The organism is Croceicoccus marinus (assembly GCF_001661675.2).
GTDB lineage: Bacteria > Pseudomonadota > Alphaproteobacteria > Sphingomonadales > Sphingomonadaceae > Croceicoccus > Croceicoccus marinus.
This window is the reverse complement of the sequence record NZ_CP019603.1, coordinates 714815-729096: the sequence shown is the minus strand read 5'-3', so window position 1 is coordinate 729096 and position 14282 is coordinate 714815. Positions and strand designations below refer to the sequence as shown.

Genomic DNA, 14282 nt, shown 5'->3' with positions numbered 1-14282 from the left:
GACTTGGCGAATTGCGATTGGCCTGCATAGATCGGCGCGTGGAACCCTTAGCAAAATACATGGCTGCAGAAGCCCCCCTCGCCCGCAGGAATATCTTGGAATGGCGCGATCGGCACAAGCTGGCCGCGACCCTGACGCTCGCAAGATGCTGGCAAGACCTGAAGCCATCCATCAACGAGCGAGTGGAGGATATTGGCTGGTATGATGCCGCAGTGTCCCCCTCGGCCTTTATCGAGAAGGAAGTCGATCCACTGCTGGTGGATAGTATCGGCTCGGCAATCGAGAGACTGATCGCGGATGCGCAGGATGATCTTCGCCAGATCGGCGAGCACCAGCTGAGTGTGAACGCTACCGTCGCGCAGGTCGGTGCCCACATCAATACGTTCGAGGACGCGACCGAAGTTTTATCGGGTATCGCACCTCTTGCCGGCGGATTGGCGCTTGGCGCCGCCCTTCCCAGCATGGCAGTCGTCACCGGCGCGACTGCTTTCGGGCTGGTTGCCACTTCGACGGTCAGCGTGCCCATCCTGCTGGGCGGGCTCGCGCTTGCCGGCGGCGCTGTCGCGACGGGCGTTGTCAAGACCAGTCAGCTGCGCGATTACCGGAGCAAGTCAATACGGAAGCGTGTGGAGAGCCACGTCGAGCAAGCCATCCTCTCGACGTCGCTGCCGCCTACACAAAATGCGGGACCGTCAGTCCTGCTCCAGATCCATCAAGCGCTCGACGAAGCCGCCAGTAAGGCCATGGAGACCCTGCAGTGATCGACCCCTTGATCCTGGCTGGTGCTCCTGCGCATCTGGCTGCTGACCCAAGCATCTACCGCGTCGGCATGCTGCTCTTCCGCAAGGGAACGCCGGGGATTGTCGCTCACCTCGTCGAGGCGCCTGGCATGAGCGTGATCGGACAGCAGATCGGCGCAATGGGTCTGACAAACGCGAACCCCATATCGCTGGCCACAAGCGTGGCGGGTCATGCTGCGACGAATTTCCAGCTGGCGAAGATCCGCCAGGTCCTCGGTGTGATTGAAAACCTTCAGCTGGCCAATCTGGCTATCAGCGGAGCTGGTCTCGGCTTTTCCATCATCAGTCACAAGCTGCTCGCCGAACGCATGGACAAGATGGCGCAGCAGATCGACGGCTTGGGCGCGAAGATGGACAGGATCGCGCAGAGCATCGAGGGCTTACGCGCTGAAAGGCTCCAGCGCGACTTCAATGATCTGCGAACGGCCTGTGAATTGGCCGAGGGCGGATGGCAGGCTGGGGATCCCGAGAAGGAATGGCGCCACGCCTCTGACAGGCTGCACACCCTGCAGAACGAATTTGCGGCAAAGGTCCAGCAATCGACGATCCGTGGCCTGAATGTCGACATCGCGGCGCTCGAACCATTGATCGACGCATTAACGCTCGCCGGAGCAACCCGGATCTCCTGCCGGATCGCCATCGGGGATCTCGATCTGGCGCGCACGATCTCTGACCAGTTTTCAGGCGAATTGAACGCGCTCCTTCAGGGAGTTGGCGCCGCCGAGATCTCGTTCAAGGACCTTGCGCTGCGAGGCGTTACGCCGAATTCCTCCAACTTCGCTTACGAAGCAGAGAAGGTGCTGCCCTTTGCCACGAAGAAAGCCGGAGAGCTCCGGGACCGCGAGGCAGTTGCCTCTACGCGGTCGGCGACTATCTCCCGCATACAGGCTCTCGGCATCCATGGGCGCGAGTTTCTGGAACGGGTCCGATCGGAAACCGACGAGCCATTGCTGATCCTAGAAGGAGAAGCGATGGCCGCAATGCCAGGCGAGAACGCTGCGAGCGGCGTTCAGGCACAGAGCCCTTATGCTTAGTAAGTTTCTCGCTTTGCCCTACTTACTCCTTGCTGCGCGCAGAAAGGTGCGCTCGCAATGTGGATAGCCCGTCCCTGTTCGCTTCCTGCCTGCGCGTCAGCCTGGTGCGAGCCATAAGCGCGATCGTCTCCAGATCCTCGACTAGGGCGAGACGCGCGGCCTTCTGATCGGCGCTCGGCGCATCGGCGATTGCTTCCTCATTCTGCGTGACGACCTCCGGCACATGGCTGCGGATCATCTGCGCGCCTTCGATCAGATCCATGTCGAGCGAGGTGGCCTCGCACCGGTTCAGAAGCTGCGCGCAAGTCTCACGGGCCGCCATAAGACGCGATCGGAACTCGGGCGCCAGTTCGCTTGCCCGCTCCCAAGCCGCTGTCAGTTTGACATCGCCTGAAGGCTCCAGCGGTCGAACCACCTGTGGCGTGGCCTTGCTGCCGGCATGGTCGGCTTGTGGGTTGCTGTCGCGGAACATCCAGGCGAGCGTAGGAAACGACAGCAGGATACTGGATCCGACAAACACCACCGGCCAAGCGTCTTCGATCCAGATCGACGAAATAGCGGCGAAAAGGGCGCCAGCGGCCATCGCCAGCAGCAGGGCAACCGCGATGCGGACGAGAACGAGCGCGATGGCGACAATGACAACGATCGAGATCACCGCCAGCACAACAACCACCAAAAAGCCGAAAATCGCTGCCATACGCCCTGCCCATTTCCAATTGATCTTTAGCCGGAATATTGGCGCCGCGCTGCGGCAGAAGTGGTCGTAGCCCACATGATCTGAGCTCGTTGTTAGTTCGGGTCTGCAAACGTGCGTCCAGATCTGCACGTGGCGCAGCACCTTCATTCACCGATTTAGGTATCGAGAGCATGGGGCTATCGATTTGCTTATCGTTAATGGTCGGCGCTTAGACCGAGGTCGAGCCTGTACCGCTGCCGGCCCTTGGATCGGCGGCTCCCGCCATGGACCCTCCATGTTGGTGACACAGAACAAATTGAAGGCAGCAAAGTGACAGAACTTTCTCAATCCGCACGTTCGTTCCGCAGTCTCGTCGAAGATGAATCCTCTTTTCTCCGCACCTGCGAAGGTGGAGACCCGGGCACGCCCGACAAGCCCTCAGTATGGCTGCTGGGCATCGAGCCCGGTTGGTCGCTCGCCGACGAGGCTGCCGATCAAAAGGGCGATGCCACGTATGAAACGCAGCAAGAAGCCTATTCGGTCGAGCTTCAGCTAACCTGGCCTTTCAACCAGAAGGCCTTCAAGCTCCTGAGCGCACTGAATGGCGGGAGGCCGGAGGACTACCGTGAGTTCGCCTTGGCTGCCCGCCCCTTTGAGCAAGGCTCAAATGGCTATTTCAAGGCCAATCTGTTTCCCGAACCGTTCAACAAGGTTGGCACCTGGGATACCGCGACGGCTCAGAATACCGGTTTTGCAAGCAAAGAGGAATATCGCACCTGGATGCGGGAAAATCGCTTTCGGGTATTGCAGGCCTGGATCCATCGATGCCGTCCAAGCCTCGTGATCGGCTGCGGCCTGACCCATATCTCGGATTTCCTTGCCATCACCGGCACTTCACAGATGCCTGCAGCGCGTCACGTCGAGGTGAACGGCCACTCGAAGCGGTTCCATATTTCGACTGGCGGGACTGTGCCTATTGCAGTCATCCCCCACCTGACGGGAGGTTCGCACAGCCTGAACAGCAATGCATCCATTGCACTGGTTGCAGAGCAAATCAGATCTGAGCTTTCGCAAGCCGAGAAGTCATCACCACCCATTCTCGCGCTTTGATCATCCACGCCCGGGACCAAAAATGGATCTGACAGCTCGCCGCCTTCATTGTTCCGAAGGCGGCGATCCGCTCGGCCAGCAACAGTTTTGCAATTGAAACATGACCTTGGATGGGCAGAGTCTGCTTTTCGGCGGTCTGAACCTTGCAAGTCGCTATTAGCAGCTCGGACGATCGCGCTAGCCTGCGGGTGTCGGTGAAATCCTCAAAGCGACGATGGACTGGCCGAAAAAACAGCCCAGACACCGCCGATGGGCTTTCACGTCGCAGGGAAACGCTGTTCCGCAATGACCTCCCAGAGCCAGCGGACGTCCGCTAGCGCCCTTTGCTGCGGTGCGTCCTTCCGGTTTCGCTCGAAAAACCAGCGGTAAAATCCCGGTCAGATGATCCAGCGCAAACTTGCAAATCCTTCACCACTAACCTGTCCAGGAAGGCGGGCCCACCTCACGCAGCAGTGGTGCCCGACCGGTGGCAGGAAATCTAAACCCCCAGATTAATGGCATTGAAATAGCCAATGACACTGCCTTCAAGCGCGTCCACCCGAAGGTCGCAACCACCGCCATCTCACATCCGCTAGAGCTTGCGAAACGCCCATCTCCGCCAGCACTGGCATGAAAAGCTTGCGGAAAGTGGTGGCACATTCCTGATCCTCGAAGGACACTTCTAACCCGAAAATAAGTCCAGAATTGATTGTGGTAAATGACCGCAATCGGCTTCCCTTCCCCGCCGCAGCGGATTTGATCCAACGCCCTACCGTCGTCTCTTTTAGAATAAGGCTCTTAGCGGCGTCCATTTTGACATCGCCCACCCGCCGGTTCGGGCGCTTTGTGCACCCGATCCGCTCGGCCAGCGCCTTGTCCTTCAACGAGTCATCGGTATCGATGGAGATGACATGATCGGGAAGATAAAGCGCGAACCAAGGCGTCGTACTATGCGGTCTCATCCCCCAGGTTTCGTATATCAATACGTGTTCATCCATACGCAACTGTCGGCCTCCTCTCCCTACGATAAGGTCAACCTACGCACGGTACATGACAAAAACGGACGAATCGATACTGCCCATGACGAACGGTTCAGCTCGTCATGGAAGAGTTTGACCACACGCCCATTTCCATGCCTGGCCTGAGAGCCTGATCCGAAATTAAGTTGAGTGGTATCAGCTGGTTAGCTTGACGCTTACCCAAGTCGTTGATTCAGCGGTTTTGCAACGAACCAAAGGAAATCAACGATGTGGACCGACACCACTCGCGCACTGTATGCCCGCGCGGAACTGGCATTGCCAAGTGATTTGACCGATGCCGAATGGGCGGTGCTGGAGCCGTTCTTCCCGCCACCTTCTCATGTTGGCCGCCCTCGCAAGTGGCCGCTGCGGCGGATTGTCGAAGCGATCCTGTATCTGCTGCGGGGCGGACTGCCATGGCGGATGCTACCGCCCTGCTTTCCGCCAGTCTCGACGGTGCGGCGCTGGTTCTACCTGTGGCGTGATAACAGGCTGTGGCTGTCGCTCAATCATGTCCTGTTGCTGATCGGGCGCGAAGCTGTAGGCCGCGAGGCGTCGCCAAGCGCCGGAGTGATCGACAGCCAGAGCGTCAAAACCACGGAAAGTGGCGGCCCACGGGGCTATGACGCAGGCAAGAAGATCAAGGGACGCAAGCGCCACATCCTCACCGACACCGATGGAAATCTCGTTCATGCGGTAATCCACACCGCCGACATCCAGGATCGTGATGGCGCACCGCTGGTGCTCGCCGAAATCATCCATCGCTTCCCGTGGCTACGGCATGTCTTCGCCGATGGCGGATATGCTGGCGACAAGCTCCGTCAGGCGTTGCGCAGGGTTGGTAAGTGGACCATCGAAATCGTCAAACGGTCCGACAAAGCAAAGGGCTTTGTGGTTCTCCCACGCCGCTGGGCTGTCGAGCGCACTTTGGCATGGCTCAACCGAAACCGGCGTCTCGCAAAGGACTTCGAGCAGACCATCGCCTCGGCAACCGCGTGGCTGTTCATCGCATCGATCCAGCTCCTCACGCGCCGCATCACAAGGCTATGAAATCACATCGGTTAGTTTTGAATCAGACTCTGAGGTACGATTAATCGTTTTCTATCACTCGCTCTGTCGCGAAAAGATACGTTGCAGCGTTACCCCGGCCAGGACAAACAAGTCGGCTGGCCCATGTCGCTCTGGATCAAAGCGGAAGCTGTTGGATAGTCGCGGTGCATTCCCGACCTTTGCTTCAAAGCCTAGAAGGTTGCACATTTCTATATCAGCTTCGGTGTCTCCCCAAAAATTACTGCGAAGGGTAAGGAGCACTCTTGTTCTTCCGATAGGCTTCTTTGTTTGAATGCGAATATCGGGGGTGTTGGTGGAATAGATCTCCCAAGCGCTTGGGCAAGCCAGTTCGAGGTCTTCCAGCAATGTTTCAACCTTCGGACGATCAACATCGGCTGCCCCCTCGATGAACAAACTCGAGTTGGGATCGGTCAAACTCTCCTCATCTTCGGCGAGCGCCTCCATGTCGGCCGCCGAAGCGGGAGCGGGAACAGAATCTCGACACGCCTCAAACTTGGATTCCATTTTCGTTTGCACCATCACCTCGAATTCCTCTGGCCCAACATCGCTCCGCTCTGTGCCAGGCGATGTCTGGGAGTTGCAGATCGGTCTAAGCTCGCGGATCAGCTCTCGCTCCATGCTGGCGAGCCAATGCGACTTTACCCACATGCTTGGCTTAGCTGCACTAGTACAAATCCGCACCAAATCCTCGCGGGGCCATTGCACGTAGACAAACGAAAATCGTTCGAGCAATGCTTCCTTGTCTTGGTGAAGCAAATCTGGATTCTGATCGGCAAAGCGAACCTTGTTAAGCGTGCAACTGCCAGGAGCGTTTATGAGGGCGTGCTCCACTGGGAGTGCCGCGACGTCGCGTTTCGCTGGAAGACAATCGGCCAACGCGTCTGATCCGGCACCGTTGAGCGTTTCTAGAATTTTCCGCAATATACTCGGTGCGAAACGGATCTCGGGCGACCGTAGTATGTGATATGTAATATGCTTCCGCCAACGTTCCAAAACGCTTCCAGCGAACGGTTCTTTTTCTTTACCGGCATAGAGGCCGATGTAAAAGAGCCGTTTGTCGAGAAATACTCCGTATAAACCAGGGCCATTGAATTGTTTTTGATCCCCGCGCCATTCGGGCAGCGGCAAAGCTGGACACCCGTAATAACCTCTCGCTTTGAGACCGCTGCTGTGATTCATTCGGTGCATTGTAAGGAGAGCATCGATGCAGCCACGCAGCCTGTTTTCGCTGGCGGAGCACCTAGACCGGCTGAGCAAGGACGGCGATCCGCTCGAGGTTTTGGCGGGCACGGTGGATTTCGAGCGTTTCCGGCCGCTACTGACCCGCGGCCTAGGGTATAGCAACGGCGCAAAAGGCGGTCGGCCGCCGTTCGATCCGGTCGCGATGTTCAAGGTGCTGGTGGTTCAGGCACAGCATAATCTGTCGGATGCGCGCATGGAGTTCATGATCCGCGATCGCTTGAGCTGGATGCGCTTTTTCGGCTTCGATCTGGGTGGCGCGATGCCCGACGAGAACACCATCCGTCACTATCGCAACCGGCTAACCGGGAGCGGGACGCTCGAGGCATTGATGCAGGCGTTCGAGCGGCAACTGCACGAGGCAGGTTATCTCGCCATGGGCGGCCAGATCGTGGATGCCACGCTGGTGCCCGCGCCCAAGCAGCGCAACACCGAGGACGAGAAGGCCGCCATCAAGGCGGGCAAGTCGGCGAAGCAGATCTGGCGCGGCAAGCCAAACAAGGCGCACCAGAAGGATGTCGACGCGCGCTGGACGGTGAAGATCGGCGGCAAGATCCGATATCGCCCGGATGGGACACCGCTGCCGCAGATCGCCACGCCGGTGTTCGGTTACAAATCCCATATCAGCATCGACCGCCGCTTCGGCTTTATTCGCAGGGCAGCGGTGACATCGGCGGCGCATAGCGACGGGCGTCAGTTGCGCTGCGTGATCGACACCAGCAACACCGCCAGCGACGTCTGGGCCGACAGCGCCTATCGCAGCCAGAAGAACGAGACATGGCTGGCGCGCAACATGCTCACGAGCCGCATCCATCGCAGAAAGCCCAAGGGCAAACCGATGCCCGAGCGCATCGCGCGCGCCAATGCCGCGAAATCGGCCGTGCGGGCCAAGGTGGAGCACGTCTTTGCGCACCAGAAGAATCGCTATGGTCTATTCATCCGGACCATTGGGCTCGCCAGGGCGCAGGCCAAACTTACGCTGGCCAACCTGGTCTACAATTTCGACCGCCTGATCTTCCACGAGCGGCGGGCAGCCACAGGATAGGTGCGCCTGAATGCAGGAAATGGGCTGACCAGCGACGAAAATACAACCTCAGAAGGCCCAGCGCCGTCATGAAATGGCACTCCTCACGCTACGCACCTCAAGCCGCCCAATCACGCGGCCAAAATCAGAGTTGTTGCGGGTGTCCAGCTTGAAGATTGCAAAATTCAGGCAAACCCATTTTTGGGTCTACATACCTCAATGAGAAAATGTTCTTGGCAAGATAAATTGGCATCACGTCATCCATAAAGCAGTGGGCGAAGCTATCGCCCGATTTTCTATTCTATTGGTTAACGAGCTGAGATAAATGGTCGCGGCAAAACCGTTGAAGCGTGACAGTTGCGCAGGCTTCAGCAACTGCTTGCGGCAGATAGCTCCGTCTCGCTCACACGCTCTCAACGAGAAGTCTGCGCGCCACCAGCACCATCGCCCAAGTGTCGCGCTCGCAATAGGCCAGCAAGGCTTCGCGCAGCAGCAGGCGGCGGTCCGGATCGGTGGCAGGGTCGATCGCTTCGAGATAGACACCCTGCGCATCGCCGCCGTCCTTCACTTCAAGAGAGGCATAGTTAAGGTCAGCCATCGTCGGGAGCACCTTCTTGATCGACCAGCTTCCACGCTGGTCGCGGTGGTACCAGTGCCTGCGGGTAATCGGCAGAAGGTCGGCGCAGCGCTCGGCCATGTCCTGCAATTCAGCGGACAAGTCCGGAAAACAACCGGCAAGATAGCGCAGAACGCTGCGTTCAAACGGAGCGTGGTAGGCGATGATGGCGGCGCCTGCCGGGATCTGCTCGATGAGCGCTTCGGCGCACGCACGCCGCGGATCGGTCCCATCGGTGGACAAGAATTCGGCATGGGTCATCGTGCCGTCTTCCTGTTCGAGGCGGAGCGAGAACTGGAACGGGATCTGCTGATAGGGACGCGTGCCGACCCAGCGGGGGACGGCAAAGGCAATGGTCTCGAAATCCAGCCACGCCCGCGGCCAGCCCCATTGCATCATCTCGGCCGCGGCACCGCCGCGGTCATGGTGGGGTGTGCCGCTGACCGTTGCCGCGTGGACGATGGCGTTCACACCTGACAAACGGTCTGCCGGGACATCGAACAGATCGTCATAGCCGCGCGCTTGCCATGCGGCCCCTGCCCCGCGCGGCAGCACCGTCACCGGCCATTCCGGTGGCAGCGGCTCTCCCCTGCGGCAGTGAGCGGCGAATTCACAATCATGCGGGCTGCTGCAATGATCGCCCGGCGCAGTCTGCGGCTCCTCCCTCGCCAGCACCGCCTGCGCAGCGCGAACCACATCATCGCGGTCCGCAATGATCCCGCCCAGCTTCCCCAGCATGTCCGCATCGCGCAAGAGCCCGTCCAGTTCGCCGGGAACCTGCAGCACGAACCGGTTGTCCACGTGGCGGATCGCGGCCGAGCGGACATCGATACCGCAGCCCTGCAGTACCCAGACCTGCGTCGCCAGGTCGCTCACGTGGTAGTCCTTGGGCGCGGTCGAGCTCTTCACTTCCGCGACATGCCAGCCACCATCCGGCAGCCGCTCCATCACATCGACCCTGACGAGCACGCCGCGGTGCATGAAGGTCGCCTCGAACAGCGGGCCGGGATGGTCCTCTGCGATCAGGCGTGCGGTGGTTTCCAGCGCTGCAGCCAGATCCGGCTCGGCCTCGATCATGACGCCATTCGGGTGCAGCGCGCAAGCCGCCTCGCCCACTTCGTTGCCGATGGCGAACAGCGCTTCGGTCCCCTCGCCCCAATCAGCAAGCTCGCGGCGGTAGACCTGAAGCCAGAGCCGGCGCGGGCATTGCTCGAAGGCCGCAATGCGGGATTTGGAGAGCCCCGCCATCAGGCCGCGGCCACACAAGGCATGGAGCTCCTGCGCATTTCGCTGCGCCTTGCAGCGAGGAAGTCGAGCCGGCCCTGCGCGATTGCTGCCATGCCGCGCAGATCCTCGACCAGGTCGGCCATCGCCAGTCGCCGAAGTTCGGGTGGAGCTCTTTCGATAACGGCGCAGTGCGCTGCCACCAGTGCTGGAATGTGGCTACGCAAATGCTCGACGATCTGATCCGTCATCGCATCGAGATCGCCCGAAGCGGCGCGAGCCAGCAGCAACGCACAAGGCGAGCGCGCTTCGAGCAAGGGCGTGGCATCCTCCGGACAGCAAGCGAGCGCGCGCCCAAATGCGTCTTCGACCTCATGACCTCCTGCTGGTATCTGGCGAGCAGATCCGCAGGAGCCCTGCAGCGACTTGCCAATTCCATTTGCCTGCACGGCTTTGACCGCAAGCCTGAGCAAGACGAACATGAGAAACGAAGCGAGCATCAAGGGCAGCATCACGAAGCATCTCCTACTGGTCGCGAATCCGACCGTCTGCAGTGATGCTTCGTTTTCCTACAGGCCTGCGACAGTTTCGGTCATAGCGGGCTTGTGCTGTTGCTTTTGGTCGGAGTCTCAGCCTGCCGCTTGCCTGAGGTTGGCCTACTGACGGTCGTCAAACGAAGATGGTTTTTATGTCATCAGAGCTGGAAAGGGGGAAACCATGCCCGAAAAGGACGAAATCAAAGTTCGCCTTTTGGAAGCACTGAAGGCAGGAGAGCAATCCGGCAACCCGCTGCCTTTGTACTGCGCGCATGCACAGATCATATCTACGCCCTGATGCATCAACCGGAGATCAGTAGCTGATCACTTTGGGAGTCCCGGTCGCCTCGGCGCGCTCCGCCGTATTGGCCAGAAGTTCGCGCTTGGCGGGCGAACGTTGGCCGCCCTTGTTGCGGCGTGCGTCCACGGCCGCCGAGCTCTCATCGAAACGAAGTGCCGCCTTGCGCGCCCTGACCGACGCCAGGTAGGAACCGAGTTGGATCGACTTCATGGATCTTCAGATATCCCTAAATGTGCGGGATTTCCACCTTCTTCGCTGATGCGGCGCCGGAGATAGGTAGCGTCCAGATCCTGCGCGAGCGTGAACAGGGCCCGGGCCTGCTCGAGCATTGCTGTATCGCCTTTCGCGATTTCATGCTGACCGAGACGGTCCGCAATCATGTCCTCGACAGCCGGAAGTACGATCGATGCGCCGTCTTGGAGAATTAGCCGCAGACACCGGTCCCGCTCCCCTCGCCCATCGAAGAAGCCGCCGGACACTTGTTCGACCGCAAAGGCCGGATATGCAGGATGATACCAGCCCATCCCATGGACGGCTTTGTCATCTGCAACGAAGCCAGAAGCCGACATCGCTTCCGCGAACGCCTGATCAGCGCCTGCCACCACATCGAAATCTGCCGACATGAATTCGCCATCGGTGTGAATGGCGGCCGCCGCCCCTCCGACAAGAATGGCGGCATGTCCTGTCGCCGATTCATATGCGGCGAACGCAGCGCCAAGCCTGCCAAGCGCTTCGATATAGTTCTGTGGAAGCGGCAATAGAGCTCAGACCCCTGTCAAAATGCCCATGGCTTCACCGCATGGTATTCCGGCTGAAGATGGATTTGATGCGATCAAGCAGGCCGGTCTCGTCGAGACCCCGGATCCGGCCATATTTCCGGATACGCGCGGTTTCAGACTGCGCCCGGTGCCCCAGGCCCGAAGTTACGCTACCGCTCTTATGGATCGTGTACCGCGACATGGCCGCCATTTTACGCGATCGCCCGGTCCACGGAAAGAAACAACCGGCCTCTTTCCGCAAATCTGTTGTCACACGAGTTTCAGCGATACTCGCCCGGCGCGATCGTGGATGAGGACAGCCAGAGCCGAAACAGCCGATCGATCGGTCAGACCTGGCGTCTCCAAACCCGCTTCGACGCTGCGCATGATACGCTCGCAAAGCGAAGCACCGCGTTCCCGGACTATCTGGAAGTCCACACCCGCATCGGCAGCGAAGCGCTCGAAGCTGCCGGTCGACATGTCTTCGAGCGCCCTCGCCCGCCCGTACTTCATCGCGAACCTGTTCGACAGCTCAGGCCAAACAATGGTCGATACCAGATCGTAGAGCGGCGCGAGTGCCACCTCTCCGTTCGCTTTACGCAACAGGCTGAAGTTCTTGGCATGCGCATCGGCATTGCCAGTGACGAGATTGAAGAGCGCAGCATCGATCAGCTTGAGAATTTCCGTCTCGGGATCTGTCGCGGCGCGCCTGACGAGATCGAAGCAATCCCGGAACACCGGCCCGCCATCGCTTGCATATTTCTTCGAGGAAAGAACACCCAACGCCTGCGCGAAGTCTTCCTGGTGCAAGCGCCGTGTCGTTCCGCTTTCGGTGATCCGGTCATAGCGCGACACGAGCAGGAAAGCCCTGCCGCCGATCGAACGCCATTCGGCTTCTGCTGCGTTTAGGCCGATGCTTTTCGCCAAGGTCAGACAGAACGCCTCGTTCGCCGCCAGTCCCGGGAACCTCTCAGGTTCGGGCTTGATGATATGGGTGGTCGCCTGCCCCGGTGATGCCAGTGCGATACGGTTATGAGCCAGCACGACCGGCAGCTTGCTCTGCGCGCCGGCCAGGCTGTAGCGGGTCCCCTCCCCTGCCAGCATGGGGGTTCGCGCCATGCGGTCGAACAGATCGACAAATTCGGCATTATCCAGAGGGACTGGGGCGTTTGCACTCGGACCGAAGGGCACGGGCTGATCGGCGGGCCAGAGCGTCAGTGCCCCCGCCGTGTCACCGCCCAGTGCCTTCAGCAATCGGAACGGATTGCCCGACGAGATACCCAGCGCGCGGGCTGCGGCCTCGCGCTGCCATTCCTCGGGCAGCAGGTTCTCGAAGAACGGATTGCAGGCACGGCCTTCGAACGGTTCTGCTTGCAAGGGCAGCGAGTAGGAGATTGGCAGCGCTTGCGGATCGCGAAGCCAGCTTTCGGCATAGGCAAATTGCATGGCGCCATTACGATCGAGCGCGAGTTCACCGGCGAGGCGTTCGCCCCACAGGACCGCGAGGCGGTCCAGGATCTGAATATTCATGTTGTTTTCTCTGTAATAGTCATGAGGCTCCGCCCCTCGGCGCTTTCGCCGCTATGCGGATTGGGCACCCCGCTGCGGAAGGTCGGCTTGAAGCTCCGGGGCCGCATCGAGAGCCGGGCCTGCACGAGATCGCGCCACAGCAGGTCGCATCCTGTCGGCGGCTTGTTTCCACGCTGCTGATTGCAGCGCTGGTGCTTGAGCAGGCCGTTCGAGAGCGTGCGCCCTCCCCCATCGCTGCGTGCGATCACGTGGTCGAAGGTCGGGGTATCGGGATGATGGCGCGGCAGGCGCTTGCCGCTTGGCAGGAATGCGCCGCATCCCGCGCAAATATCGGCCTGCGCCCAGCGCAGCGCGCGGCGCTGCGCCGCCCGGCGCTTGGTCGTTGGCATGGTATGTCCTAAAGTTATAGCGAGAGAAGAAGCCGGGGCCAGAACAGCGGCGTGAGCGGGGCCACCTTCCCCTTAACGCCTGTATCGATCGCGCCGCGGCGGCGACCATGCTTACCAGCATGGCAGCCTCGAGGTTCACCCACCGCGGCATGTCAGGATCTCGCGGCCAAGGTTCTCCTTGCGCCAGCGCGCCCACATCCGCGTGTAATCGGTGGGCGCGCGCTCGCAGAAGCGGTCGACGAGCGCGCGCGTGCACGCCTTGCCGGTCTGTCCGATCTCCCCGCACGCCGCGAGCCAGCGCGCAGCGAGGATCGCAGTCAGCAGCACGTCACCCGCACATTGCTCCTCGACCACCTTCCAGTTTCCCGCCACGATGTGCTTCTGCAGTTCGATCGCCGGTATGGCTTTGCCGGGCAGATCCTGGCCCTGCGCAAACTCGGACAAGTGAAGACCGCCAATCGCCCGGGAAAAGAATTCCTCGCACATATCGAGCCGCAGGGGGCAGCGGGCATCGGTATTGCAAAGCTGACGGGGCAAGGTCACGCCCCAGCTCATCGCGACCCGGCGCAATACCTTGTCATCCTTGTAATGGCCTGCCCACGACGCAAGCCTTGCCGGCTCTCCATCGCCGTCCACTTCCCGCTCGAGCACCCGCCGGAAAAAATGATCAACGATATCGATCTCGTCCATGTCGGGCTGGCACAGCGTATGGAATCGTCCGACCTCCGGTTTCTTCACATCGCCTGCCGGGAAGCGGATCACGACGTAGGAGCCGCAGACAATCTCGTCGAAGGCCCAGCGCGGTTCCGAATGCGCGGAAGTGCCATCGCGTCTGACATAGGCTCTGTGCTTCTCAAGGTCTCTGCGGAACTCGAAGTCGGCGACGACGATGGTCTTGTCCATTCTTTGCGGAATCGCGGGACAATCGGGATTGCGGATGGGATGCTGGCGGTCGAGGATGATCATATTGGAAATG

General features: G+C 60.1%; 15 protein-coding genes. 5 read left to right on the top strand and 10 right to left on the bottom strand.

All coding sequences use genetic code 11. The features are described from left to right. The first annotated feature begins 59 nt into the window (after positions 1-59). On the top strand, positions 60-761 hold the full coding sequence (locus A9D14_RS17470) for a hypothetical protein (protein ID WP_066850624.1): 702 nt from the start codon (positions 60-62) through the stop codon (positions 759-761). Further along, positions 758-1834 (top strand): hypothetical protein, encoded by a 1077-nt coding sequence (locus tag A9D14_RS17465; protein ID WP_066850623.1) that lies wholly within the window; start codon positions 758-760, stop codon positions 1832-1834. The genes A9D14_RS17470 and A9D14_RS17465 overlap by 4 nt, the downstream gene beginning before the upstream one ends. A gap of 22 nt (positions 1835-1856) precedes the next feature. On the opposite strand, the gene A9D14_RS17460 is transcribed toward A9D14_RS17465, so the two are convergent. Then, the gene (locus A9D14_RS17460; protein ID WP_066850622.1) at positions 1857-2531 is read right to left on the bottom strand and encodes a hypothetical protein; all 675 of its coding nucleotides are present in this window, start codon (positions 2529-2531) and stop codon (positions 1857-1859) included. Between the two features lie 309 nt (positions 2532-2840). Here A9D14_RS17460 and A9D14_RS17455 point away from each other — a divergent pair, with 309 nt between their 5' ends. Beyond that, complete coding sequence (locus tag A9D14_RS17455; protein ID WP_066850621.1) at positions 2841-3620, top strand: hypothetical protein; 780 nt, start codon at positions 2841-2843, stop codon at positions 3618-3620. A gap of 524 nt (positions 3621-4144) precedes the next feature. Here the strand turns inward: A9D14_RS17455 and A9D14_RS17450 are convergent. Continuing rightward, on the bottom strand, positions 4145-4603 hold the full coding sequence (locus tag A9D14_RS17450) for a hypothetical protein (RefSeq protein ID WP_157668297.1): 459 nt from the start codon (positions 4601-4603) through the stop codon (positions 4145-4147). Between the two features lie 243 nt (positions 4604-4846). Here A9D14_RS17450 and A9D14_RS17445 point away from each other — a divergent pair, with 243 nt between their 5' ends. Next, positions 4847-5668, top strand: coding sequence for an IS5 family transposase (locus tag A9D14_RS17445; protein ID WP_066561326.1), 822 nt, complete (start codon positions 4847-4849; stop codon positions 5666-5668). A gap of 54 nt (positions 5669-5722) precedes the next feature. Here the strand turns inward: A9D14_RS17445 and A9D14_RS19690 are convergent, their stop codons facing one another. After that, on the bottom strand, positions 5723-6868 hold the full coding sequence (locus tag A9D14_RS19690; protein WP_157668296.1) for a hypothetical protein: 1146 nt from the start codon (positions 6866-6868) through the stop codon (positions 5723-5725). A 25-nt stretch (positions 6869-6893) separates the two neighbouring features. Between A9D14_RS19690 and A9D14_RS17430 the strand changes: the two genes are divergently transcribed. Beyond that, complete coding sequence (locus A9D14_RS17430) at positions 6894-7973, top strand: IS5 family transposase (RefSeq protein ID WP_066846942.1); 1080 nt, start codon at positions 6894-6896, stop codon at positions 7971-7973. Positions 7974-8355: 382 nt separating this feature from the next. Here A9D14_RS17430 and A9D14_RS17425 read toward each other — a convergent pair whose 3' ends face one another. The 7 genes from A9D14_RS17425 to A9D14_RS17395 all read right to left on the bottom strand — a co-directional run bounded on the left by A9D14_RS17425 (position 8356) and on the right by A9D14_RS17395 (position 14272). Then, the gene (locus A9D14_RS17425) at positions 8356-9816 is read right to left on the bottom strand and encodes a DUF2779 domain-containing protein (protein WP_066850618.1); all 1461 of its coding nucleotides are present in this window, start codon (positions 9814-9816) and stop codon (positions 8356-8358) included. Beyond that, positions 9816-10307 carry a hypothetical protein gene (locus A9D14_RS17420; protein WP_157668295.1) on the bottom strand — a complete coding sequence of 164 codons (492 nt, stop codon included), beginning with the start codon at positions 10305-10307 and terminating at the stop codon, positions 9816-9818. Before A9D14_RS17420 ends, A9D14_RS17425 begins: the two co-directional genes overlap by 1 nt. A 334-nt stretch (positions 10308-10641) precedes the next feature. Next, positions 10642-10839, bottom strand: coding sequence for a hypothetical protein (locus tag A9D14_RS17415; protein WP_066850616.1), 198 nt, complete (start codon positions 10837-10839; stop codon positions 10642-10644). Next, complete coding sequence (locus tag A9D14_RS17410; protein WP_066850615.1) at positions 10836-11387, bottom strand: hypothetical protein; 552 nt, start codon at positions 11385-11387, stop codon at positions 10836-10838. Before A9D14_RS17410 ends, A9D14_RS17415 begins: the two co-directional genes overlap by 4 nt. Positions 11388-11657: 270 nt before the next feature. Then, complete coding sequence (locus tag A9D14_RS17405; protein WP_066850614.1) at positions 11658-12917, bottom strand: type II toxin-antitoxin system HipA family toxin; 1260 nt, start codon at positions 12915-12917, stop codon at positions 11658-11660. Continuing rightward, positions 12914-13306, bottom strand: coding sequence for an HNH endonuclease (locus tag A9D14_RS17400; RefSeq protein ID WP_066850613.1), 393 nt, complete (start codon positions 13304-13306; stop codon positions 12914-12916). The genes A9D14_RS17405 and A9D14_RS17400 overlap by 4 nt, the downstream gene beginning before the upstream one ends. A gap of 135 nt (positions 13307-13441) precedes the next feature. After that, positions 13442-14272: a hypothetical protein gene (locus tag A9D14_RS17395; protein WP_066850612.1), complete on the bottom strand. Its 831-nt coding sequence runs from the start codon at positions 14270-14272 to the stop codon at positions 13442-13444. Positions 14273-14282: the final 10 nt, after the last annotated feature.